Genomic DNA, 20,388 nt, shown 5'->3' with positions numbered 1-20,388 from the left:
CGCTCACCATAGGGACTGCCCTTAAGGTTTGCCGGAGGCCTGGATGGCCCGCGGATCGCGGGACGATTGTTCCAATCACCGCGACGCAGCATCGGCTTGAACTAAGGTGCCGGAGTGAACCGGCCGGGCTTTAGCGCCGCGCGACGGCTAAGGCGGGCGGCCCGATCGGAGCTTCACGAGTCAGAACCGTGACGGCCAATGCTAGCCGATCGAGGAACTCTTTCAGCGCGGCCTCGCCCGCACGGAGTGCGGTGCCCCGATCCTCAGCCGGCAGGTTGTCGCAGGGTGGGTGGTAGCCGCCAGAGACGGCCAGCTGCGCGCTCTGGTGACCAAGGCTTCCGACCTCAAGGTCGCCGCGGAGGATCGGGAAGATGCAACCAGCACCGACAGCGGACCATGTCATCGGCCGGCGGGTCGTCGAGCCGGCGCGAACGGGTGCAGCCATGGCTAGGTCCACCACGCTTCCGCCAATCCGGGCGTTGAGATCGATGCCGGCCTCCAGCAGCAGGCTCTCGGCGCGCACATGAGCCACGGTGGCCATGCCCACCAGCCACTCGCGGGGAATGCGGTCGAGGCCGTGATCGACGGCAGCAACGGGAAGCGGAAGCTCGACGAAGTAGCGCACAAACAAGTCCATACAATGAGTCTGCGCGGACCGCGTTGGTGGGACTCGGGCTAAAGGTCCTGAATGCGACGGGCCCCCGGCGCGTCCAGTCACAGTTCGGGAGGGGATGGACGCACTCATGATCTCAGGGAAGGACAGGGACGAGCTTCTCGAGTCGGCTCTGGCCCTATCCTCGGATCTGTCGCTCCCGGTGGTGCTGCAGCGGATCGTGGAGCTGGCGGTGAAGCTAACGCGGGCCCGATACGGCGCGCTTGGTGTGCTCGGCCCTGACAGCCGGATCAAAGACTTCATCACCACGGGCATCACGCCAGAGGAACGCCGCGCCATCGGCCCCCTCCCGGTGGGCAAAGGGATCCTAGGCGTCCTGATTCGTGAGGCCGTGCCCCTTCGGCTCCCGCGAATTGCCGACGACCCCCGCTCCGTGGGCTTCCCTCCGAATCATCCGCCGATGTCCTCCTTCCTGGGCGCTCCCGTAAAGGCTCGCGGGACGGTGTTCGGGAACATCTACCTCACCGAGAAGCAGGGCGGTTCCGAATTCGATGCCGAGGACGAGGCCGCCCTGCTGGTGCTGGCAACGCAGGCGGGCGTGGCGATCGAGAACGCGAACCTGTACGAGGAAACCCGCCGCCGGGAGCGCTGGATGGCAGCGGTCCAAGAGATCAGCACCGCCATCCTGGCGGGGAAGGAGCTCGACGTCGTCCTGCAGATGGTGGCGCGGCATGCGCGGGAACTGGTGGGCGCCAGCACGACGACCATCGTTGCCCGGGAACTCAACCAACAGGACGCCGGATTCGTGGTGAAGATCGCGGTCGGCGCGCGCGCTCAGCAGTTGCGCGGCCAGCCGGTGCCGCTGGAGGGCTCCGTGTCTGGCGACGTGATGCGTAACGGGCAGACGACCGTCCTGGCCGACGCCTCGCGCGATCCACGGGCGTACCAGCCGGTGATCGCCCTCGGCCGGATGGGGCCCATGATCGTGGTGCCGCTGATCGTGCAGGGGAAGGCATTCGGGACCCTGGCGGTCGCGAATTCGCTTGGCGGCCTCGCCTTCGATGACGAGGACGTCCGGCTCGTCGAGACCTTTGCCAACCAGGCGTCGGTCGCCCTTGAGTACGCGCGGGTGCAGGGCGAGCTGCGGCGCCTGGCCGTCTTCGACGAGCGGGAGCGGATTGCTCGCGAGCTCCACGACGGCGTCATCCAGTCGCTCTTCGCGGTCGGGATGGGGTTGCAGGCGACCGCCAGCCGGAGTGGAAACCCCGAAGTCGAAGCGCGTGTCGAGTCCGCGGTGGGCGAGATCGATCGGGCGATCCGAGATCTGCGTAACTACATCTTCGGCTTACGGCCGGGCTTGCTCGCGGACCGTCAGCTGGAGCAAGCCCTCCAGGACCTGGCGCGCGACTTCGAGCAGAAGACTGGGGTGACGACGGTCGTGGACATCGACGCGTCGCTCGCCGCCGAGCTGGCCGCCCGAGCGGCGGACCTGGTCCAGCTCACTCGCGAGGCGCTCTCTAACGTGGGACGGCACGCTGGGGCAGCCACCTGTCGGGTCAGCCTGCACCGTGAGGACGGGGGGGCGGTGTTGCAGATCGACGACGATGGTCGGGGCTTTGATCCCGCGGCCCCCCCGAGCGGCCAGGGCATGCGCAACATCCGTGAGCGGGTCCAGGCCATTGGCGGGCAACTCGCCATCCAGAGCGTGGCCGGAGAGGGAACCAACCTCCGGATCACCCTCGCCAGCTGACCGGCTCGAACGTCCCGACTGAGCCGGGACCTGCGGCCCTAGATGGCCTGGTCCGGTAGGGCCAGGATGGCAGCGTCATGAAAGCCTATATCCAAACCACGGAAACGAGTTACACGATCGACGATGTCGATCGTCTGTTTGTAAACGGGCCCCTCGTGGAGATTCAGCGGATGCGTCCAGAGCGTTCCGAAGGGGGCCAGTTCGAGACCATCGCGGTGGTCGACGCCTCCATACTCGCCACAGTCACGCTCGGCGTCGAACCGCAGCCATCCGCAGCCGGCCTGCCAAGCGAGCCGGCGGCGGAGACTGGGAACGGCCACCGGCCCACCAGGCGCTACGGTCACATCGTGCGGCGCGATCTTCGCGAGCGCGCCTACGAACCCTGGTAGCCGGGATGGCTGAACCGGCGCTGGCCCTCCGCGTGATGATCGTCGATGACCACGAGGTGGTTCGCGGCGGGATCAAGGCTCTCCTCCAGGACGCCGAAGGGATCAGCCTGGCGGGGGAAGCCGGCGGCGTGCGGGAGGCGATCGAGCGAGCCGAGTGGTTAAAACCCGACGTCGTGGTGATGGATATTCGGCTGCCCGACGGAAGCGGCATTGAAGCCACGCGGGAAATCCGCACCCGGCTGCCGAATACGCAGGTCCTGATGCTGACGACGTTTGCTGACGACGAAGCCCTCTTCGCGTCGATCATGGCCGGCGCGTCCGGCTATGTGCTCAAGCAGGTCAAGGGCGGCGACCTGGTCCGGGCGATCCGGGCCGTCGGTGCCGGGCAGAACCTCCTGGATCCGGCCGTCACCAAAAGCGTTCTCGACCGGCTGCGCAAAGGCAAGCATCTGCTCCGCGACGAGCGGCTCGCCCGGCTGTCGGCGCAAGAGGAGCGGATCCTCGGCGAGGTGGCGGACGGGAAGACGAACCGCCAGATCGGGGACGACCTGCACCTGGCCGAAAAGACCGTCAAGAATTACGTCTCCAGCATCCTCTCGAAGCTGGAGGTCGCCCGGCGCGCGGAAGCCGCCGCGTATCTGGCTCGTCACAGCGCGCCTGAGGCGTAAACGATCCCACCATCGATAGCAGCGGGGTCAGCGGGCAGGCCGCGGTTCCTGGTAGAAACGGCGGCCTGTGATCTGGTTCGCCCAAACCCCCAGCCAGTGCTGACGCGAGCCGGGCGCCACCGGCCGGACTGGCCAGCGGCGCATTCGCTCCGCCCAGGCGTCAGGCGGGTCGGTGATGTCGTGCGCGAGCCCGAGGACGAGCACGCTCCATCCTTGCCCGGCCGCGGCGTCCCAGCCATCGATCTCGAAGCTGACCCTGGCCTCCGGCGCCAGCTCCAGCTTGGTTCCCGGGTCCGTCCGCAGAACCACAACGCCCTCATCGAAGAAATAGTTGACGGGGAAGATCAATGGCTGGCCATCGCGACCGACGATCCCGATTCGACCCAGATGCTGTGACTTGAGCAGCCGCACGCATTCCGCTTGTGCCACGTTCTCCAATGGGTCGCGGTGGCGCATGGTCACTTGGCATCGATGTCGAAGGTTGGCGTCAGAAGATTGGAGCGAGGGTCCCACGTTGTACGGCCGCCTGGACAGCCGGCTTCGATTCCCTGGCCACCTCCTTCTGCACTGGCGGGACGATCACCACCGGGATCGGGCTGTGGTGGGCGAGCTGGTGGCTGACACTCCCAAGCAGCAGCTCGGCAAAACCGCCGAGGCCGCGCGAGCCCACGACAATCATGTCCGCGCCTTCCTGCTGAGCGATCCGCATCAGAGATGATGCCGCCGGAGCGGTCCCATCGTCGAAGACCGGGCGGTAGCGAACGCCCGCCCTCCGGAGTGGGGCGCACCAGTCCTGAGTGAACGCCCGCTGGAGCTCTTCATACCACTTTCGCGTATCCATCGGGGGAGTCACGCCCATCGCCGCGGGTAGGTAGGCCGCCAGATGGTGCACGTGGACAGCGACAACCTCCGCGTCGAGTGGCTTGGCGGTGTCAACCACCCACTGCAGCGCGCGGCTCGAACCCTCCGACCCATCGAGGCCGACGACAATCCGCCGGGATCGCATTTCGCGCTCCATGGCGATCCTCCTAAGGCGCAGCCAGATACCAGAGCGTCGTTTCCACCCAGCTCTGGAAGTCCTCATCGCTGACTGGCCGATCCTCACGGTCGATCTTGCGCCCCCAATGGAGGCCGTCCGGTACGCGCTTTGCGTCGCATGCCGAGCTAAACAGTTGGTCCTCGATTGCGACGTGCTCTTCTGCGAGTGGTGTCGGGGTTGTGGGTTCACGCTCGAGTGTCTTCTGCATCACATTCCTCCGGCCCTCAGCATCGGCCAGACAAGCCACGTATTACAGGGCCGAGGGTCCCGCCCAGTTAGGGCCGACCGGACGGCGCCTCAGCCCTGCCGGTTTATTCCGGCACCCCTGTTTCTATCGCAGTTCGACAAGCTCCATGAGAGGCATTAGTCCCCAGATGTTCGGGACCTCCGCACCGTGACCATCCGCGATCTGCGCCTCAGGCTTGAAGCCGCAGGAGCCCGAAATGCGCAGAGCTGGTCTTTCCGAGACCCACTGTAGCGTCGTGGTGTTCGCGGGTGACCGCGCGTACAAGCTGAAGAAGCCGGTGAAGTTCGCCTTCCTGGACTTCTCCACACGGGCAGCGCGGGAAGTCGCCTGCCGGCGCGAAGTGGAGCTCAACCGCCGGATTGCGCCCGACGTCTACCTGGGCGTCGCGGACGTGGTCGGCCCCGAGGGTACGGTCTGTGACCACCTGGTGGTGATGCGACGGATGCCGGAGGAGCGGCGACTTGCCACCCTGGTCGAGCGCGGCACGCCGGTCACGGAGGATCTCCGTCGCATCGCGCGAACCGTCGCCGCCTTCCACGCCCGCGCCGAGACGTCACCGGAAATCGCGGCGGCCGCGACCCGCGACGCCGTACTCGCGAACTGGGAGCAGAGCTTTCGAGAGATGCGACCGTTCTACGGCTCGCTCCTCGACCACGAGGCCGCGATGCGCGTCGAGGTGCTGGTGCGCCGCTACCTCGCTGGCCGCCAGCGCCTCTTCGACGAGCGCATCGCGCATGGCTTCGTCCGGGACGGGCACGGCGATCTCAAGTCAGAGGACATCTTCTGCTTGGACGACTACCCGCGCATTCTCGACTGCCTGGAGTTCGACGACCGGCTGCGCCACGGTGACGTGCTCGCCGACGTGGCCTTCCTCGCCATGGACCTTGAACGGCTCGGCCTCCCGAAGGAGGCGGAGCGTTTCCTGGGCTGGTACGAGGAGTTCAGCGGCACGCACGCCCCAACCTCGCTTCGCCACCACTACATCGCCTACCGGGCCCATATCCGGGCGAAGGTCGCCTGCCTTCGCCGCGCCCAGGGCGCAGAGGGGGGCGAAGACCCGGCGCAGCTGCTCGAGCTGACGCGCCGTCATCTGGAGAAGAGCCTGGTCGCCCTGGTACTTGTGGGAGGTCTCCCAGGGACCGGGAAGTCGACGCTTGCCGCGGCCGTCGGCCAGGCGAAGGGCTGGGCCGTGCTCCGGTCGGATGAGATCCGCAAACAGCAAGGACGCCTCGGGGCGTCTGACCCTGCTCTCGCGCCCTGGGAAAGTGGCCTGTACACGCCAGCGCGCACCAGGGCGACTTACGAAGAGCTGCTTCGCCGCGCGTGCATCGCCCTCGAGCGCGGCGAGTCGGTCATCCTGGACGCCTCCTGGCACGATCCCCAGTGGCGGCTGGCCGCGGCCCGGGTCGCCGCTGAGACCTACAGCGACCTGGTCGCCCTGCATTGCCAGGCGCCTAGCGCCATCGCGAGCGCCCGGCTGGCCGCGCGGAAACAGGGCGGCGACGCCTCCGACGCATCTCCTGAGACGCACGCGCGCATGGCTCCCCTCTTCGCTGCCTGGCCCAGGGCGACCACGATTGACACAACCGTCGAGCCCACGGCGAGCGTGGCGTCCGCCCTCGAGGCGATCACCTTTGACGCGGTCGTCAGCGCGCTCCTGCCGAGCGAGGAACCCTATCCGGCCCCGGTTACCGCTGCGTCGTGAAATGACGGCGAGCTGGTTTCAACCCTGGCCTACGAAAACGGCCAGCATTCCGGGCTAGGTTTTCCGCTCCGATCTCAGGTAGGCCAAGCCAGCCTCCAGGCCGAGTAAATCGCGGGCCGAGATCATGCCCAGCACCTGTCCCATCTCCACCACGGGCAAGTGGCGAATACCGAGGGCCAGCATCTTGTGGGCAACCTCGTGCGAGTCAGCGTCCGGTGCGATCCAGGCGGCGCCGGCGGTCATGCGGCCGGCGATGCTGCCCTGAGGAGAATCGCCCTGGGCGATGGCGCGAACGAGGTCCCGCTCGCTGATGATGCCGATCAGCCGCCCCTTTTCCATCACCGGCAGCGCGCCGATGTCGTGCTCGCTCAGCCGCGATGCCACGGCGACGATCGTGTCCGACTTCTCAGCCGTGATGATCTGCTTCGTGTAGAGTCCCGTGATCTTCACGGCCCGACGTTAGCCGCGGTCCGTGACTCAATCCAGGGCCGGAAGTCCTGTAACGATGAGGACTTCCAGGCGCATCAGGGGCCGATCTCCCATGCTCTACTGAAGCCGCAGAAGATGGCACAGCCGAGCATCGCGCGGATCGTCGTTGGCATCGATGGATCGGACCACGCGGCCACTGCCCTGGAGTGGGCGGTGCGCATGGCACGCGGAATGGGTTCCGAGGTAGTGGCCGTGTATGCGATCGATCTGCCGACCTGGTTTGCGTCGGCGGCTGGAGGGGTGCCGCCCCAACCCGACCCCGAATGGCGGGCGGAGATGAAGACAGAATTCGAAGGGCAATGGTGTAAGCCGTTGAAAGATGCGGGTGTCCGCTACCGGACCGTGATGGAGGACGGCCGAGCCGCCTCCGTCATCACCCGCGTCGCCGACGAGGTCAATGCTGATGTGATCGTGGTCGGGCGTCGCGGTCGGGGCGGCGTTGCCGAACTTGTGCTTGGCAGTGTCAGCCATGAACTCGTTCTCCAGAGCAAGCGCCCCGTGCTCTTGATCTCGCAGGCGCCGGCACCGGCTGCCTAATCCGCGACTCCAGCTTTAAGGCTTCGTGCGTACAACCCGGTCCGTTGGAAGGCGTCGCAGGAGGCTTGGCACCGCACTCCAAACCTAGCCGGCAATGCGGGAGGCTGATGTCAGCGCTTGGCCGATACCGTGTTGGAAAACGAGTCCAACCGTGGCGTCCGGTCCAATTTCGCCGGCTCTCCGTCCTGGGCTGGGCGTTTTTGCACGCGACCTATGTGCTCGATCGGTACGTAAATGCGGTCTCCGCCCGCGTACTCGAGTTGGAGGTACTGCTTTACAATTCCACCGGTCTCCAGCAGTCGGATACCCCCGTATCGACTTGTCCCATGGCGGATGTGGTCGACTAACTCGCCCTCCGTAAAGGGAACGGTGCCGCCACTGGGCGCACCCGTGGCGTCGATAGATTGAGCGTCAGCGGGCTCGGGGCTGTTATGCCTGCCGGGATCAGTGAGCCGCTGGCTGCGATGACTTCCGAATCTGGACATCGAGCTCTCCAGCAAGGCGTTCCACGAAGTCTTTCACCGTCGCGTGGGCGAGACCCCGAAGAACCGTGCGGTCAATGATCTTCCCGAGCGGTCCAAGCGGTGGCGCGTAATTCGCTTTCAGGCTAAGCGTCGTTTGCGCTGGGCCGGCTCCCTCAATTTCGAGGTGGCCTTCGAGCGCTGGAAAAAGCGGCGGTCCCCCAGAGGTCTGCCAGCTGACGGGCATCAGCATCCGATTGGCGCCGATCCTCAGCGGCGGCTGACCGAGCTCGAGCTTCACGTGCTTGTACACCGGCACTCGAGCGATCTTCACTCCGACTCGAGCCAGCAGTTCGGCACCGCCTGCTCCGTCCAGCCCGACCGTCCAGGCGCGTTCTGGGTCCGTCAGAGCGCGTTCGACGGTGCTAAAGCTGTACGGAAGCGGAACGACATGCTGGGCAAACATCCTTATTAAGCCTTGTCCGTCAAAGGATGCCTCCCCACACCTCTTCACGTCAGGGACATTGGTCCTCTCTTCTCAGGACCGTTCGCCTCAGCGCGGCAGAGTCTGGAAACGAGGGTTGTCCGAGTCACCGCTTTGGGGGAACCGATCACCGCCCCCTTGGGCCGCGGGACTAAGGTCCCGGCAGCAGGGGGCCGGATGACCCGTAGGGCCAGCGAACTTATGCCGCAGGATTGTGTCGATGGACGTCGAGATCGACCGGAATCGGCCAGAAGCGAAGGCGTCCGATGAACGCGACCTACTCCGCGAGCGGCACGGTCAGGATCGATTGACGGGCACCGTCCTTCTCGTTGAACCGAACGAGGTCCGCCGCGACCAGTACGGCGCCTGGCTCGAAGAAGCCGGTCTGCAACCCATCAACTGCCCGGGACCGCACGCGCCCGACTTCACGTGTTTGGGCGCGCGTGGCGAGCGATGTGCTCTGTCCATGGCGGCCGACATCGTGGTTCTGAACTCGCAGCCACTAAGTACCGTGTCCCGCAAGGGACTCCCGGGATGGCGACTGCTTCGCCACTACCTGGCTCTGGGCAAGCCAGTCGTGGTCATCTCCAGCCAGCCGCATCGCAAGCAGTCGTTTCGGCCCGAACAGATCGCCTGCCTGACTGCCGATCCGGGACGGGAATCCCTGCTGCTCGCCGTGCGCCGCCTGCTCCGCGACGCCCAACACTGGTGAACCCATCGGACCGAGTACAAGAGCGCCCAACGCAGATCTGGTTGAGCGTTTCCTTGCCGCCATCGATCATCAGAAGCCAATCTGGTGGTACACAGTCGCTCTGAGTTTTCGTACCTCCTCTCAGGATCCAGAATGGTCCACGGGCCTGGCCGCGATCGAAGCCGCCCGCAGCGCCAGTGCGGAGCTATGGGCGTCAGTTCCAGCCGCGGTCCTTCAGGCAGCTCGACGGCCACAGCGCGACGCCCTCATGGAACCCGACATGGCGAACGCGGCGATTGATGCAGCGATCGCGGCGGCCAGCGCGCTCGCCGTCAAGCACAGGCTGGCTGATCGCACCTTCCGAGTGCTCTACGCTCCGTTCGAGGCCCTTGTGCCGGTAAGCAGTCTGTCACATCCCGGCGCTCTGCGAATCGCCTAGCCGGAGTCGTCGCCGCTCGGATCCTGCAGCCTCTAGCGGGATGGATCGCCAAAGTCTGCAGGAGCGGTCCAGTCGTACGGACTCGAAAGAGCGGCTACGAAACGGTCTTCTCGGCTGCTACGCCGACCGGCTCCGCCTTGGCGGCCAGTTCGGGCGCGCGGACGATCAATACGGGCGTGTGGGTTAGCTGGGCCACCTTATGGGTGACGCTGCCCAACAGCAGGCCCGCCAGGTCGGAGAGCCCGCGGGATCCCATGATGATTAGATCCGACCCCTCAGTCTTCGCAGTTTCCACGATGGCCTTGGCCGCGTGCCCGGTCATCGCTCCGAAGGCCTCTCCCCGTACCGGAACGCCGGCGTCACGGACCTTCTTCACGGCTTCCTTGACTAGCTGCTGGGCATCCTCTGACGTCTCGAGCGGGTAGGCACCCGCCCGTCCCATGTCTCGCTCCCGCACGTGCAGGACGTAGACGTCGCCACCGAACTTCTTGGCGAGTTCGATGGCCGTCGGGATGGTCTGCTGCGAATGCGGCGATCCGTCGACCGCGATCAGAATGTGCTGAAACATTTTTGTTCACCTCACTTGCTTCTACCTTGAGGATGCCCGGTCAACCAGGGCTGAAATAGAGACCTAGGGCCCGGCCGGGAGCGGACCATGGTCCTGACTAGAGATCAAGGCGGCGAACGTCGCCGCCTTGAGAGCGAGGTCGCCGAGGCTCAGGCCTTTGACGTGAGCAGTTCCTTCTCCTTCTCCACCTGGATCGGGATCGTCGCGGCCTTCTCCTTCTTGGCCTCGAGGTGCTGCAGGGCGCCCTTCACGACCACCTCCAGGATGCCGTCCTTGTAGGTCGCCGCAATGGCGTTCTCATCGATCGTCTCGGGGACGGGAAAGTGACGTTCGAAGGTGCCAGACCAGGTCTCCATCCGATAGAAGGCCTTCTCCTCGACCATCTTCTCGACCTTGCGCTCCCCGGTGATGACCAGTTCGCCCTCTGCGAGCGCGATCTTGACGTCCGTCTCCGGGTCGATACCCGGCAGCTCGAGCCGGATCACCAGGTCACCCTTGAGGGCAAAGACGTCGCTTACCGGAACGAACGGACGCTCGTAAGTCACCGTCGGTACGCGAAGGAAGCTCGAGTACCTCCGGACCGGCGGCGGCGAAAACGTGGGAAACGCCTCGTCGAACTTCCGATTCATGTCCTCCAGCTCGTCCCAAATGCTCCTTAACATGGACATACACCTCCTTAGAACGGTGTCCGCTGACCAACGTATCCGGATTGGGCGCCACAGCCCAGGGCTGAACGACCCGGGATCTTTGGGTCGTTCAGCGGCGGATGATCGACGGCATCGGGGACAGGACTACGGCTTGGTGGCGGTCGTGGGCTTTGACTCCAGCGTAGGCTGAGCGTCGGCGGCAACCAGAGAACCCTGGGCCCGATAGAGCTTCCAGCGCAGGTAGTAGCTGCCCTGGCTCGTCGTGGCGGTATCCGGTGGCGGAGGCAATGGCGTTTGATCGCCGACTGGGATCTGTGCCATCGTTGTCCCGCCCTTAAAGGCGTGAAGTTCAACGAGCTCATCGAGGTCGTATAGCACGCTCCGAAGGGCATATTGCTCCGCGGCACCGAACTCGCTGTACACGAGGCGCTCCCGAAGCGCCAGCAGCTTTCGAACCAGGCGTGTCGCCGTCGTCTGCTCCCCGGCCTGGGCCTTCAGGATGAACTGATCCGCCATGAAGGTGTAGGTCGCGTCGATCTGCGCCCGGAGTTCGGCAAGTGATGCTTGGCCGACCGCCTCGGCCGCGCGCTGCATTGCCTCGATCGGCGCTGCAAACGGCCGACGCTCGTCTGGGATCGGCGGCGTGAGGGTGATCATGGTGATGTCCTCCTTGTCATGGTTAGGTTCAGGATCGGCCGGGCCCGCGGTTGCAACACCAGTCATTAGGCCCGAATCCGGGAGGACTTCCGGCAGGAGATAGCTGCGAGGGGGCCCGAGACGAAAAAGCGGTCGGCCCGGCATTCCAGGTCGACCGCAGTGTCGAAGAGGTCAGGCCGTCACCGCGGGCTTGTTGGTCGTTGCCGGTGCGAACGCTTTCGGCAGCGGGCCGGTCCAGGGAGTTCCCAGGAGGGGAAGCAGGTACCGGTCGAGGCCATAGTAGCCGGCGATCCGCCAGGCCATGATCACGAAGAGCGCCAGGACGCCGAGGACGGGGTTGGTGCTGACCGCGCCCGCCAGCAGGTAGTTGAAGTTCATCACGAGCCCGAAGAAGGCGGCGATCCCGGTCAGACCACCCACGATCAGGCCGATCCCCACCAGCACCTCGCCGAACGTGACGAGGTAGGAGAAGAACGCGGCATTCGGCTGCACGAAGTTCGTCAGGAAGCTCGCGTACCAGCTCTGGACGGCCGGGTGCGCGCCGGTTGACAGGCTCGCGGCGTGCTTCGCGAAGCCGGCGATCGCAGCGCCGTCGTTGGGCCCGAAGACCCAGGCGCCTCCAACCGACTTGCCGAACGACGTGATGTTGATGCTGGTGCCGGTCATCTTCTCCCAACCGGCGGTCAGCCATTCGTAGCCCAGGTAGAGGCGGACGATCAGCCAGAACCAGGCCATGCGGGTATCGGCGAACAGGAAGCGAGCGATCGGCGGTTCAGGAATCTGTGTGCTTGCGGAGGGGTTCACCCCAAAGACTCTCATTTCAGTCCTCCTTTTGAGACTTGCTTGAGTGCTGACTTGAGCGTATCGGCCGCCCGGAAGCGGTTGATCGGCCATCCGTCCCGATTCCGCCGGGACCGAGGTCACCGGAAGTTCAGGACCAGGGCGGCCCGATCTCCTCCTGGCGCAAGTGGAGGCCTTGACCGCAGGCCATTGCCAGGACCTTGCCGAACGGGCTAAGAATGATGCGCGGAGGTGAGGTCCGGCTCTCGTACAGCAGGAGTTTCCCCAGCGATCATCCGCAGACTGGTGGCATCCGAGAGAGCAGCGTGCACGTCGATGAGATCGTCCGCGGTGACTGGACCCGCCGAGCCTATTACGGCCGCCAGCCGCCGCGGCCCTGGCCGTCCACGCTGCCGCCGGGACGCCCGCCAGCCGGCCACCGTCATCCCGACAACCACGGCATAGCCCACCACAACCAGGACCGCGGCGACGGCGCCGAGCGCCAGCGCCCAGTCTGAGTTGGCCGCCGATGACCCGGCCCTGGCGCCGACCTCTGTCAGGCCAGGCACGGGACTCATGACACGTCTGGTCGGCCGCGCAGGGTCTGGAGCAGGAACAGGTCGCGCATCGAAACGATCCCAGCCAGCTTGCCACGCTCAATCACCGGCAGATGCCGGATGCCGAGTTCGAGCATGCGCGCTGCCACATCGTCCGAGTCCTCGTTCGGATCCGCGGTGATCGGGCCCAGGCTCATGAAAGCAGCCACCGTATGGCTGCGGGGATCGACCCCCTCCGCCGCGGCACGAGTCAGGTCGCGCTCGGTGAGGATGCCCACCAATTCGCCGGCCTCCACCACGGGAAGCGCGCTCACGTCGGCGTAGCGCATCCGGCTCGCCGCCTGACTGAGTGTGTCGGCCAGGGCGCCCGTCACCAGTTCGGATCGCGAGAGCTGACCGATTCTCATGGTGCACCTCAGTTGCCGGCCCGCTCACGCAAGCCGGCGGGTTTTCCAACGATGCCGTACACCAATCGTGCCTTCCGCCAAGTGCATCGTTTAGGGTCGAAGGACCCGAAAGCGACGTGACCCCATGGCCTATCGGACCAGGGCCGGGGCGTGCATGCTGATCGCAAATGAGACGCGCAGTTCGAGCCAAAGATGCGAACGCCCTGGTCCTGCTGGTCGAGCCCGAGGGGGCTGAGCGGGAGCGGTTCGCAACCTGGCTGGAAGGCGCGCGGATCGGGGTGATGGTCTGCCCCGGGCCCCAGCGCGTTGATTTCACGTGCCTTGGCGTCCGCGGCCAGCGGTGTGGCCTGGTGGAGATCGCCGACGTGGCGATCGTGGACGTCCGGGTGTTCGACGGCGCCTACCGAGAGCACACCCCCAGTCGGGAGCTACTGCGCTGCTACCTGCGCGCGGACAAACCAATCTTGCTGCTCGGGCCTATGAGCGGCACGGTGCGCCGGTTCACGGATGTCGAGGTCGGGTTGCTGGAGCGCCCCACTCGCCAGTCACTGGTCAGCGCCGTCAGGCGGCTTCTGACCGTGAGCAGGGCCCAAGCCGCGGCTGCCTCCGCGTGCGAGTGATCCGGGAGACCGACGGACAGATCCAAACCAGCCTGCGGGGTCACGACCTGCTGCATACGCCGCTCGTCAGTAAGCAGGGCAATGTCCCACTTACCGACGATGATGGCCGGCGTCGCCGCGACGACTGCGCCCGCTTCCAGTCCCAACGCCACTCAACCCTTCAACCCCCTGCTCGCCATCCTGCTGCCTACCGTTGGTGGGTTCTTAGCAGCGCTTCTTTTACGTTGGCTTGACCGGCTCGCGGCAGGGGAGAAAATCGGCGGGAATTCGAGGCAGCGGCAGGGTTGGTGACCGATGAGTTGGAAGCCAACATTGATTTCGTTGGACCATGATCCCGAGCAAGTTCCGACGATTCAAGACACGACCTACAACCAGATGCAGTTGGCCCTTGCCCAACGGTTGACTCCGGAGGAGCGACAGCAAGTGGCGGGGGCATACAAACACGTCCGGGTGCCACGCGCACTTGGCTTTCGCCGAATGGTGCGCGACCCGCTATCCGGCACTGTGGACGAACGCATGCTGCACGCTCCTGCGACGTCAGTCCAGCCTCGAGCCCCTGGTCGATGCGCTCCTGGCGGCGCCAGCTATACACCGTCTGATCGCTGATGCCGAGGTCGCGGGCGATGTCACCGACACTTCGGCCGGCAGCGACCAGTCAAGAACCCTTTGGCGAAACTCCCCCGGGTAGCCCCTTCGTCCCATGCTGTGCTCCTGATTGGACAGCGGCATGACATTCCAGTAATCCGACTCCACCAAACCCAGGGCACACTACTCGCCGAGGGGCCGTACTACCAAAGAGCACCACCAATTTGAAAAGATGCCGCGCCAACGCCGGACGAGCTCAGTGTTCTCCGCCAACGAGCCTTGCTTAACGGCCTTGCCAAGGGCCCCCTCTTCCCCATCCTTGAGCATCACCTCGATGTGGCGCATCGAAGCGCGGTTGGCCGACTCCGATCAGGCTCTACGCTGAAGCCACCAGAGGCTGGCGGCGATCAAGCTTATCGCCAGCCCAAAGAACAGCGCGGCCTCGATCAGCTGGAAGGTCCAGAAGCGGTCGGGCGGTTGGTAGTCGGTCAGGAGGCTGATCCCCTGCTGGTGCAGGTAGTCCATCACTGCGGAGCCGTTAAAAGTCTTGGGTGCAGTGGATGCATATACGCTCACCATCTGGTTGACCTGCTCAAAAGAAACGTGATGGCCCTGGGCATCCGTGTAATAGTTCGCGGAGACAAGCCATGAGCCCTGCTTGACGTCCAGAGCGGAGCCGGTGACCGCGGTCATGAAGTGCGGCCTGACCTGGGCGATCAGGATACGAGCGCCGACAAACACGAAGAGTGTGAGGGCCATCGCAGGAATGGTGCGCCGGAATACGAGTCCGGCCAGCGTGCCAAGAGACAGGGCGAAGACGGCATATCCGATGGGCGCGAGCCCCTCGACGTCGAAGGCGGCCCAGGGCCCGCCGTAGAACGCTCGGTCCAGTGGCGAGTGCCACCAGATGACGAGGACCGTGAGAGCGGCGGCACTTACCAGGACAACCGCGGCGAACAGTCCCAGTTTGACCAAGACCCAGCGGAGCTTGGTGATGCTCTGGCTCCAGGCAAAGAGGTGGGTCCTTTGCTCGAATTCCCGACTGAGGAGCGGAGCGGCGATAAAGACGCCAAGCAGCACGGGCAAGGTCATCAGGGCGAGCAAGGCGGTTTGCGTCAAGCTGAGCCACCGGTTGAAAAAGGCGCCGACGACCGGTTCACATGAGGTTCCGGCAGCGAAGACGCCGACCGCCCGGCCACCCGCCGGGGCGCAGCTCGCCGCCCCGCTGCTCTGGAAGTCGGCGAGCATGATCAGGCCGGTAAGCACCAATAAAGCCGCGGCCACGGTCAGGATGAGCCCGCTGACCAGCGCTTCCCGTCGATGCTGCGCCCACGTTACCCAGATCATTCGAGCTTCGCCGGTTCCACTGGCTCTGACTTGGCGGAACTGTCACCAGAGGGCCGGCTGAGATAGGCGAGGACGAGTTCTTCCAGCCCAACGTGATGTTCCTCCCATTGGCCCGCCGCTGGACGGCCGTTCAGCTTGACCAGCATCGTCGTTTGCCGAGGGGTGTGGCTGGAATGGATGACCGAAGCGTCGCGCTCGAGCAGGGCTCGGTCGGACGGACCACCGACAAGCGTCCGATGACTGTCGAGAAGGCCCTCGATCTCACCCGCGAGCTGCACCTGGCCCTGCGCAAGGATGACCAGGTAATCGCACGTGCGCTCCAGGTCGGCAATGATGTGCGATGAGAGGACGACGGTGAGGCCCTCTTCGGCGACCGCGTCCATGAGCACCTGCATGAACTCGCGCCGGGCAAGCGGGTCGAGGTTGGACAGTGGCTCGTCGAGAAGAAGCATGTCGGGTTTCTTGGCGAGCGTAAGGGCAAGTGCCACCTGGGCCTCCTGCCCACCAGACAGCTTGCCAACAGGCCGGTGGAGCGGGATCGCCAAGCGCTCGAGGCGTAACCTTGCCAGCTCACCGTCCCACCTGGGATTCAGGCGTCGCCCAAACTCCAGGAGGTCGCGAACCTTGAACCGTCGGTACAGCGGACGGTCTTGAGCAAGAAAGCCGACCCGTGGCAGCACGATGGTCGGCTGCTCCTGCGGCGACCATCCGAAGACTTTGATACCGCCGGCCGTCGGATTAAGAAAGCCCATGGCAAGGTGGAGGAGTGTTGTCTTGCCCGCGCCGTTGGGACCGACGAGCGCAACCACGTGCCCCGCAGGAATCCGAATGTTGCATTCGCTGAGGGCAGGAGTTGTGCCGTAACGCTTGGTTAGTGCGGTGGCCTCCAGCGCAGCGTTCACGCGATGCCAACTTTGTCCGCGCTCTCCTGGAGCGTCGTCGATACGATCGCCCGGATGCTCTCGTTATCCAACCCGGCCTCTCTGGCGGAGCGGACCCATCGTTCGAGACTCCGCCGCAACGCGGCATGAGTCGTAACGGGCATCGCGTGGGCAGCGTTAGTGACAAACGTACCCTGGCCGGGTCGGCTGACCACCAGGCCGTCGCGCTCGAGCTCGCGGTAGGCCTTGAGCACGGTGTTGGGGTTGATCGCCAGCTTGGCTACCACTTCCCGAGCGGTCGGAAGCTGGTCACCAGCTTTGAGCCGACCGACCCGGATCGCTTGCTGGACCTGTTGGACCAGTTGCCAGTAAGTCGTGACCCCAGACGTGCGATCGAGGTGGAATTGAATCATTGTGCTATCCCATTAGTGGAACGACGCAAGCATAGCGACCTTGCGCGGCAGGGTCAAGAGCGAAATCTCCCCTTCCCGAAATGCAAACTGGGTCGCGACCATCTCGGGGCTCGTGGTATGCCCCTACCTATATATGTAGATGGTCGCCGCAGCGCGGTCCTCTCGGCGTCCGAGGACTTAGGCAAATCTTCTCGATATAAGCGTTGGGCGGGCCGGCGATCGCGCTGAGCGGCCGGCACGCCAAGGTCCGCCCGGAGCGCTATCGACCTGGACGAATGGGCGAGGCTGCCTCTAGACCGCCTGCTTCGAGGAGATCTGGGTCTCGTCCACTCAGGCCCCCGGCCACGCCTTGCGGCCAGAATGAGTAGAACTTCAACTGTGACCGAATCCACGCTTCCGGCGAGTGTCGTCCATCGCGTCCTGGAATGGCATGGCGACAGGGGACGCGAGTGGCTGGACCGGCTCCCCCGCCTAGTCAGCAGGATCGCGGACGCGTGGGAGCTCGAGGTCGGAGCGGCGCTGGAGGGTGGTACTCACTCGTTCGTAGCTCCGGTGCAGAGGAGCGACGGCAGCCCCGCCATCATCAAGGTCCCCTTCGTCGACGACGAGAACCGCTCGGAGGCGGAAGCGCTGCGGCTCTATGCCGGGCAGGGTGCTGTCCTTCTCTACGAATTCGACGCCGTGAGCGGTGCAATGCTTCTGGAGCTCGCCGAGCCGGGGTCGCCGCTGTCCCGGTACGGCGACCGCTCGGCGGCGATCGATATCGCCTGCAAGACCCTGGCCCGCCTTCGGCGGCCTGTTCCGTCGAGCCATCCCTTCCTCCTTGTTCGTGACAAGGCGGCGGAATGGAAAGCAAGGTTCGGCCTCAGCGACGCCCGCCTACATTCCCAACGCCTTGCCGTGCTGTTGGCGCGCGCCCAGAGCGCATTGGCGAGGCTGGAAGCCGAGGATGCGGCCAGTTTGCTTGTCAACCGGGACGCACACCTGGACAACGTCCTCGCCGCAACCCGAGAGCCCTGGCTCCTGATCGACCCGAAACCCCTGGTCGGCGATCCGGCGTTCGATGCCGGCTACCTGATCAGCGACCTCCTCGGGGATGATCGGGACCCGAGAGCAGCTGAGCGGCTCATGAACCAGGTTTCCGAAGGGCTGGCTGAGCCCCGCTGGCGAGTGGCGGCATGGGGAGTGGCGCGGGCTGCGGAGAACGCTGTCTGGGTGCTCGAGGACCTGGCGCACCCCGTCGAGGCGGAATACTACGTCACCCTCGGCGAGGCGCTTCTGATCGCCTCAGGGTCAGAATTGGAATAGTCGACCCTCCCGTCGTCAGACGACCAGTGGCCGTCTAAAGAAGAAGCGCGACGTCAAGGTCGGTCTCCTGGGCGGTTAATTGGTTCGCGCGTGCGGTGACTTGGTGCGCGAGTCGGGAGCCTCCCGCGCAAGTACCACGCCTGAAAATCGGATTCAGATAACCTACCGGCTGGCTGCGACGGCTTGAGCCAATGCAAGACTCCCGGGCGCACACTAAGCCGCAACGAAGAGGCGCAAAGTCGGCGAACATTGAGCGGACATCGCGAGCCTGTCCGCATTGGCCAGCCACTTGACCAAAGTCACTGGTTCGGTCAGCAAGGCTTGCACCTTAGTGTCGCCGGTTTGCCCGGAGGTTTTGTGCGCCTTCCGTAACCTCAGCCCGAATAACTAACCGTAACGGCCATCGAGGAGCCGGCTCAGTGGAGTCCGCTTGGCGGCGAGTCGCCGCAGGACCTGTGCGCGTGGCGGCAGTAGGGGCCGCGAGCAGCCTCATCGCTCTCGCAGCCTTCCAGGTCGCCCTGGCGCTCGGCGCCCCGTTGGGTCGTGGCGCCTGGGGAGGGGCCCACGCCCAGCTGCCGGCCGGACTCCGAATCGCGAGCGGGTTTGCCGCTGCCGTGCTGGTTCTGGCAGCATTCATCGTCCTCGGCCGCGCCGGTTACCAGGTTCCGGTCCCGCCGAACGTGTCCCGTTGGGGAACATGGGTGTTAGTCGCTGGACTGACGCTCAGTGCGCTTGGAAACTTCGCATCGTCGAGCAATTGGGAACGCTTCTTGCTGGGTCCGCTCGCGCTCGTCCAGGCGCTGCTGTGCTTAGTTGTGGCACGCGGCCGCGCCGGATCGAGCGTGAGATGACGACAGGCTGGCGGGGCCAGGGCGAGTATCCGCCGGAGCGGCCGCTGCCGCGAGCATCAAGGCAGGCGCTGGTCGCGATCAAGGGACTCCATACCCTCGCCTGGTTCTCGATAGAGGCGTGCATGATCTACCTTCTCTACGCTGGCTTTGCCAGGCGGTCCGATCGGAGAGCCGCCATCGCCGGGGCGATCGTCGGTGGGGAGAGTCTCGTCTTCGCGGCAAGTGGATTTCGGTGTCCGCTTACGAGCCTGGCCGAGAGGCTTGGAGCGCGGCGGGGCTCAGTCACCGACATCTACTTGCCAAAATGGTTTGCGCACAATCTAGCGGCGATCCACGCGTGCTACTCGTCGTGGCCGCGTTGCTCCACGGGCGAAATCTTCGGGCTCAAGGGCGAAGGCGAACGCACCGTAGCGACAGGGACCCCAGCCAAGGAGGAATAAGGTATGGAAGCGTTTCGAGCACAACTCAAGGAGCTCAGCAAGAAGAATGACGACTTTCGACGCGTGGTCTTCACGGGCCAGCACGCCCAGCTCGTATTAATGGCTCTGCCTCGGGGTGAGGAGATCGGCGAGGAGGTCCACACGGTGGACCAGATCCTGTACGGAGTCTCGGGAGAAGGCGAAGCGATCCTTGACGGCCGTGCGAACTCCTTTGAAAAGGGCGACGTCGTGGCTGTCCCGGCCGGCACGCCCCACAACATCAAGAACACGGGGAAGGATCCGCTCAAGCTTTTTACGGTGTATGCGCCGCCCCAGCACGCCGCCGGCACGGTCCATCGGACGAAAGCCGAAGCCATGCGGGACGAGGCGGACGTCCCCGCTCGCTGACATCGGGTCGTCCCTCGGTTTGCAAACGCCTTCGGCGCATGCTTGCCGCGGGTCAACTGCAATGAAGGCAGCCTTTCAGCGGCCAGTACCGTCCGGCGCTGGGATTGATCGGGCGGGCGCCGCCACCAAGCCGCGACGTCGCGCGTCACGACGCATGATCAAGCCAAAGACGATGGCCAAGATTCCGAGGAGGGGGGACACCACGCTCCACCAAGTCAGCGCGGCGAACGGAAGCGCGCCGACCGCCACCAGCCACGGAGCAAACCGCAAACGACTGTAGAAGGCCCCGGCGAGGATCAGGATGCCGCCGACAATGCCCAGCACCCTGGCTAAAGCGTCGGCCTCGATACCCATCGCGAGGTACAGAAGGCCGACGGCGCCGACCAGCAAGTTCCACCAGTAGCGACCGATCCAAGACATTGCTGCCA

At 65.1% G+C, this 20,388-nt stretch carries 28 protein-coding genes; 12 read left to right on the top strand and 16 right to left on the bottom strand.

Translation table 11 applies throughout. From position 1 onward, the window contains the following. Positions 1-130 precede the first annotated feature (130 nt). Complete coding sequence (locus VHK65_06585) at positions 131-637, bottom strand: hypothetical protein (GenBank protein HVS05818.1); 507 nt, start codon at positions 635-637, stop codon at positions 131-133. Positions 638-743: 106 nt separating this feature from the next. On the opposite strand from VHK65_06585, the gene VHK65_06580 reads away from it, so the two are divergent. The 3 genes from VHK65_06580 (at position 744) to VHK65_06570 (ending at position 3,420) form a co-directional block, all read left to right on the top strand. Next, positions 744-2,363, top strand: a complete 1,620-nt coding sequence (locus VHK65_06580; protein HVS05817.1) for a GAF domain-containing protein — start codon at positions 744-746, stop codon at positions 2,361-2,363. 77 nt (positions 2,364-2,440) lie between these two features. After that, positions 2,441-2,752, top strand: coding sequence for a hypothetical protein (locus VHK65_06575; protein HVS05816.1), 312 nt, complete (start codon positions 2,441-2,443; stop codon positions 2,750-2,752). A 5-nt stretch (positions 2,753-2,757) separates the two neighbouring features. Next, positions 2,758-3,420 carry a response regulator transcription factor gene (locus VHK65_06570; protein ID HVS05815.1) on the top strand — a complete coding sequence of 221 codons (663 nt, stop codon included), beginning with the start codon at positions 2,758-2,760 and terminating at the stop codon, positions 3,418-3,420. Between the two features lie 27 nt (positions 3,421-3,447). On the opposite strand, the gene VHK65_06565 is transcribed toward VHK65_06570, so the two are convergent. The 3 genes from VHK65_06565 to VHK65_06555 are packed head-to-tail and all read right to left on the bottom strand — an operon-like array spanning position 3,448 to position 4,670. Further along, positions 3,448-3,876 carry a pyridoxamine 5'-phosphate oxidase family protein gene (locus VHK65_06565; protein ID HVS05814.1) on the bottom strand — a complete coding sequence of 143 codons (429 nt, stop codon included), beginning with the start codon at positions 3,874-3,876 and terminating at the stop codon, positions 3,448-3,450. Positions 3,877-3,907: 31 nt separating this feature from the next. Beyond that, positions 3,908-4,438 carry a universal stress protein gene (locus VHK65_06560; GenBank protein HVS05813.1) on the bottom strand — a complete coding sequence of 177 codons (531 nt, stop codon included), beginning with the start codon at positions 4,436-4,438 and terminating at the stop codon, positions 3,908-3,910. A gap of 10 nt (positions 4,439-4,448) precedes the next feature. After that, positions 4,449-4,670 (bottom strand): hypothetical protein, encoded by a 222-nt coding sequence (locus VHK65_06555; GenBank protein HVS05812.1) that lies wholly within the window; start codon positions 4,668-4,670, stop codon positions 4,449-4,451. 232 nt (positions 4,671-4,902) lie between these two features. Here VHK65_06555 and VHK65_06550 point away from each other — a divergent pair, with 232 nt between their 5' ends. Beyond that, positions 4,903-6,411, top strand: coding sequence for an AAA family ATPase (locus VHK65_06550; GenBank protein ID HVS05811.1), 1,509 nt, complete (start codon positions 4,903-4,905; stop codon positions 6,409-6,411). Between the two features lie 54 nt (positions 6,412-6,465). Here VHK65_06550 and VHK65_06545 read toward each other — a convergent pair whose 3' ends face one another. Continuing rightward, complete coding sequence (locus VHK65_06545) at positions 6,466-6,861, bottom strand: CBS domain-containing protein (GenBank protein ID HVS05810.1); 396 nt, start codon at positions 6,859-6,861, stop codon at positions 6,466-6,468. A gap of 114 nt (positions 6,862-6,975) precedes the next feature. On the opposite strand from VHK65_06545, the gene VHK65_06540 reads away from it, so the two are divergent. Then, positions 6,976-7,437, top strand: coding sequence for a universal stress protein (locus tag VHK65_06540; protein ID HVS05809.1), 462 nt, complete (start codon positions 6,976-6,978; stop codon positions 7,435-7,437). 444 nt (positions 7,438-7,881) lie between these two features. Here VHK65_06540 and VHK65_06535 read toward each other — a convergent pair whose 3' ends face one another. Beyond that, positions 7,882-8,364, bottom strand: a complete 483-nt coding sequence (locus tag VHK65_06535; GenBank protein ID HVS05808.1) for a hypothetical protein — start codon at positions 8,362-8,364, stop codon at positions 7,882-7,884. 238 nt (positions 8,365-8,602) lie between these two features. Between VHK65_06535 and VHK65_06530 the strand changes: the two genes are divergently transcribed. Together VHK65_06530 and VHK65_06525 are read left to right on the top strand one after the other, a co-directional pair. Continuing rightward, positions 8,603-9,094: a hypothetical protein gene (locus VHK65_06530; protein ID HVS05807.1), complete on the top strand. Its 492-nt coding sequence runs from the start codon at positions 8,603-8,605 to the stop codon at positions 9,092-9,094. A 247-nt stretch (positions 9,095-9,341) separates the two neighbouring features. Further along, positions 9,342-9,512: a hypothetical protein gene (locus tag VHK65_06525; protein HVS05806.1), complete on the top strand. Its 171-nt coding sequence runs from the start codon at positions 9,342-9,344 to the stop codon at positions 9,510-9,512. Positions 9,513-9,606: 94 nt separating this feature from the next. Here VHK65_06525 and VHK65_06520 read toward each other — a convergent pair whose 3' ends face one another. The 6 genes from VHK65_06520 to VHK65_06495 form a co-directional block, all read right to left on the bottom strand. Then, the gene (locus tag VHK65_06520) at positions 9,607-10,080 is read right to left on the bottom strand and encodes a universal stress protein (protein ID HVS05805.1); all 474 of its coding nucleotides are present in this window, start codon (positions 10,078-10,080) and stop codon (positions 9,607-9,609) included. A 149-nt stretch (positions 10,081-10,229) separates the two neighbouring features. Continuing rightward, positions 10,230-10,748 carry an Hsp20/alpha crystallin family protein gene (locus VHK65_06515; protein HVS05804.1) on the bottom strand — a complete coding sequence of 173 codons (519 nt, stop codon included), beginning with the start codon at positions 10,746-10,748 and terminating at the stop codon, positions 10,230-10,232. Between the two features lie 123 nt (positions 10,749-10,871). Further along, positions 10,872-11,384 (bottom strand): hypothetical protein, encoded by a 513-nt coding sequence (locus VHK65_06510; protein ID HVS05803.1) that lies wholly within the window; start codon positions 11,382-11,384, stop codon positions 10,872-10,874. A gap of 171 nt (positions 11,385-11,555) precedes the next feature. Beyond that, complete coding sequence (locus tag VHK65_06505) at positions 11,556-12,203, bottom strand: DoxX family protein (protein HVS05802.1); 648 nt, start codon at positions 12,201-12,203, stop codon at positions 11,556-11,558. 194 nt (positions 12,204-12,397) lie between these two features. Continuing rightward, a complete protein-coding gene (locus tag VHK65_06500) occupies positions 12,398-12,742 on the bottom strand; it encodes a hypothetical protein (protein ID HVS05801.1) in 345 nt (114 codons plus the stop codon). Further along, positions 12,739-13,128: a CBS domain-containing protein gene (locus VHK65_06495; GenBank protein ID HVS05800.1), complete on the bottom strand. Its 390-nt coding sequence runs from the start codon at positions 13,126-13,128 to the stop codon at positions 12,739-12,741. The genes VHK65_06500 and VHK65_06495 overlap by 4 nt, the downstream gene beginning before the upstream one ends. Positions 13,129-13,295: 167 nt before the next feature. Here VHK65_06495 and VHK65_06490 point away from each other — a divergent pair, with 167 nt between their 5' ends. After that, the gene (locus VHK65_06490) at positions 13,296-13,748 is read left to right on the top strand and encodes a hypothetical protein (protein HVS05799.1); all 453 of its coding nucleotides are present in this window, start codon (positions 13,296-13,298) and stop codon (positions 13,746-13,748) included. 954 nt (positions 13,749-14,702) lie between these two features. On the opposite strand, the gene VHK65_06485 is transcribed toward VHK65_06490, so the two are convergent. Genes VHK65_06485 through VHK65_06475 form a run of 3 tightly spaced genes read right to left on the bottom strand, consistent with a single transcriptional unit; the run spans position 14,703 to position 16,974 of the window. Next, entirely contained in the window at positions 14,703-15,680 is a 978-nt protein-coding gene (locus VHK65_06485) for a hypothetical protein (protein HVS05798.1), read from the bottom strand. Beyond that, the gene (locus tag VHK65_06480) at positions 15,677-16,582 is read right to left on the bottom strand and encodes an ABC transporter ATP-binding protein (protein ID HVS05797.1); all 906 of its coding nucleotides are present in this window, start codon (positions 16,580-16,582) and stop codon (positions 15,677-15,679) included. Before VHK65_06480 ends, VHK65_06485 begins: the two co-directional genes overlap by 4 nt. Beyond that, the gene (locus VHK65_06475; GenBank protein HVS05796.1) at positions 16,579-16,974 is read right to left on the bottom strand and encodes a GntR family transcriptional regulator; all 396 of its coding nucleotides are present in this window, start codon (positions 16,972-16,974) and stop codon (positions 16,579-16,581) included. The genes VHK65_06480 and VHK65_06475 overlap by 4 nt, the downstream gene beginning before the upstream one ends. Positions 16,975-17,352: 378 nt before the next feature. Here VHK65_06475 and VHK65_06470 point away from each other — a divergent pair, with 378 nt between their 5' ends. The 4 genes from VHK65_06470 (at position 17,353) to VHK65_06455 (ending at position 19,960) form a co-directional block, all read left to right on the top strand. Then, positions 17,353-18,282, top strand: a complete 930-nt coding sequence (locus tag VHK65_06470) for an aminoglycoside phosphotransferase family protein (GenBank protein ID HVS05795.1) — start codon at positions 17,353-17,355, stop codon at positions 18,280-18,282. 461 nt (positions 18,283-18,743) lie between these two features. Next, positions 18,744-19,133 carry a hypothetical protein gene (locus VHK65_06465; protein ID HVS05794.1) on the top strand — a complete coding sequence of 130 codons (390 nt, stop codon included), beginning with the start codon at positions 18,744-18,746 and terminating at the stop codon, positions 19,131-19,133. Beyond that, positions 19,130-19,573, top strand: coding sequence for a hypothetical protein (locus tag VHK65_06460; protein HVS05793.1), 444 nt, complete (start codon positions 19,130-19,132; stop codon positions 19,571-19,573). The genes VHK65_06465 and VHK65_06460 overlap by 4 nt, the downstream gene beginning before the upstream one ends. 3 nt (positions 19,574-19,576) lie before the next feature. After that, on the top strand, positions 19,577-19,960 hold the full coding sequence (locus tag VHK65_06455; GenBank protein HVS05792.1) for a cupin domain-containing protein: 384 nt from the start codon (positions 19,577-19,579) through the stop codon (positions 19,958-19,960). A 75-nt stretch (positions 19,961-20,035) separates the two neighbouring features. On the opposite strand, the gene VHK65_06450 is transcribed toward VHK65_06455, so the two are convergent. Further along, positions 20,036-20,380: a hypothetical protein gene (locus tag VHK65_06450; protein HVS05791.1), complete on the bottom strand. Its 345-nt coding sequence runs from the start codon at positions 20,378-20,380 to the stop codon at positions 20,036-20,038. Between the last annotated feature and the right edge of the window lie 8 nt (positions 20,381-20,388).

The organism is Candidatus Dormiibacterota bacterium, assembly GCA_035544955.1.
Lineage (GTDB): Bacteria > Chloroflexota > Dormibacteria > CF-121 > CF-121 > CF-13.
This window is presented reverse-complemented; position numbering and strand designations above follow the sequence as displayed.

Bases quoted from the DNA above. Each gene is read 5' to 3' on its own strand.
- VHK65_06540 (HVS05809.1), top strand. From the start codon at position 6,976: ATGGCACAGCCGAGCATCGCGCGGATCGTCGTTGGCATCGATGGATCG.
- VHK65_06510 (HVS05803.1), bottom strand. From the start codon at position 11,384: ATGATCACCCTCACGCCGCCGATCCCAGACGAGCGTCGGCCGTTTGCA.
- VHK65_06520 (HVS05805.1), bottom strand. From the start codon at position 10,080: ATGTTTCAGCACATTCTGATCGCGGTCGACGGATCGCCGCATTCGCAG.
- VHK65_06515 (HVS05804.1), bottom strand. From the start codon at position 10,748: ATGTCCATGTTAAGGAGCATTTGGGACGAGCTGGAGGACATGAATCGG.
- VHK65_06500 (HVS05801.1), bottom strand. From the start codon at position 12,742: ATGAGTCCCGTGCCTGGCCTGACAGAGGTCGGCGCCAGGGCCGGGTCA.
- VHK65_06565 (HVS05814.1), bottom strand. From the start codon at position 3,876: ATGCGCCACCGCGACCCATTGGAGAACGTGGCACAAGCGGAATGCGTG.
- VHK65_06570 (HVS05815.1), top strand. From the start codon at position 2,758: ATGGCTGAACCGGCGCTGGCCCTCCGCGTGATGATCGTCGATGACCAC.
- VHK65_06495 (HVS05800.1), bottom strand. From the start codon at position 13,128: ATGAGAATCGGTCAGCTCTCGCGATCCGAACTGGTGACGGGCGCCCTG.
- VHK65_06455 (HVS05792.1), top strand. From the start codon at position 19,577: ATGGAAGCGTTTCGAGCACAACTCAAGGAGCTCAGCAAGAAGAATGAC.
- VHK65_06560 (HVS05813.1), bottom strand. From the start codon at position 4,438: ATGGAGCGCGAAATGCGATCCCGGCGGATTGTCGTCGGCCTCGATGGG.
- VHK65_06530 (HVS05807.1), top strand. From the start codon at position 8,603: ATGGACGTCGAGATCGACCGGAATCGGCCAGAAGCGAAGGCGTCCGAT.
- VHK65_06580 (HVS05817.1), top strand. From the start codon at position 744: ATGATCTCAGGGAAGGACAGGGACGAGCTTCTCGAGTCGGCTCTGGCC.
- VHK65_06485 (HVS05798.1), bottom strand. From the start codon at position 15,680: ATGATCTGGGTAACGTGGGCGCAGCATCGACGGGAAGCGCTGGTCAGC.
- VHK65_06585 (HVS05818.1), bottom strand. From the start codon at position 637: ATGGACTTGTTTGTGCGCTACTTCGTCGAGCTTCCGCTTCCCGTTGCT.
- VHK65_06490 (HVS05799.1), top strand. From the start codon at position 13,296: ATGAGACGCGCAGTTCGAGCCAAAGATGCGAACGCCCTGGTCCTGCTG.
- VHK65_06575 (HVS05816.1), top strand. From the start codon at position 2,441: ATGAAAGCCTATATCCAAACCACGGAAACGAGTTACACGATCGACGAT.
- VHK65_06475 (HVS05796.1), bottom strand. From the start codon at position 16,974: ATGATTCAATTCCACCTCGATCGCACGTCTGGGGTCACGACTTACTGG.
- VHK65_06525 (HVS05806.1), top strand. From the start codon at position 9,342: ATGGAACCCGACATGGCGAACGCGGCGATTGATGCAGCGATCGCGGCG.
- VHK65_06450 (HVS05791.1), bottom strand. From the start codon at position 20,380: ATGTCTTGGATCGGTCGCTACTGGTGGAACTTGCTGGTCGGCGCCGTC.
- VHK65_06460 (HVS05793.1), top strand. From the start codon at position 19,130: ATGACGACAGGCTGGCGGGGCCAGGGCGAGTATCCGCCGGAGCGGCCG.
- VHK65_06535 (HVS05808.1), bottom strand. From the start codon at position 8,364: ATGTTTGCCCAGCATGTCGTTCCGCTTCCGTACAGCTTTAGCACCGTC.
- VHK65_06505 (HVS05802.1), bottom strand. From the start codon at position 12,203: ATGAGAGTCTTTGGGGTGAACCCCTCCGCAAGCACACAGATTCCTGAA.
- VHK65_06550 (HVS05811.1), top strand. From the start codon at position 4,903: ATGCGCAGAGCTGGTCTTTCCGAGACCCACTGTAGCGTCGTGGTGTTC.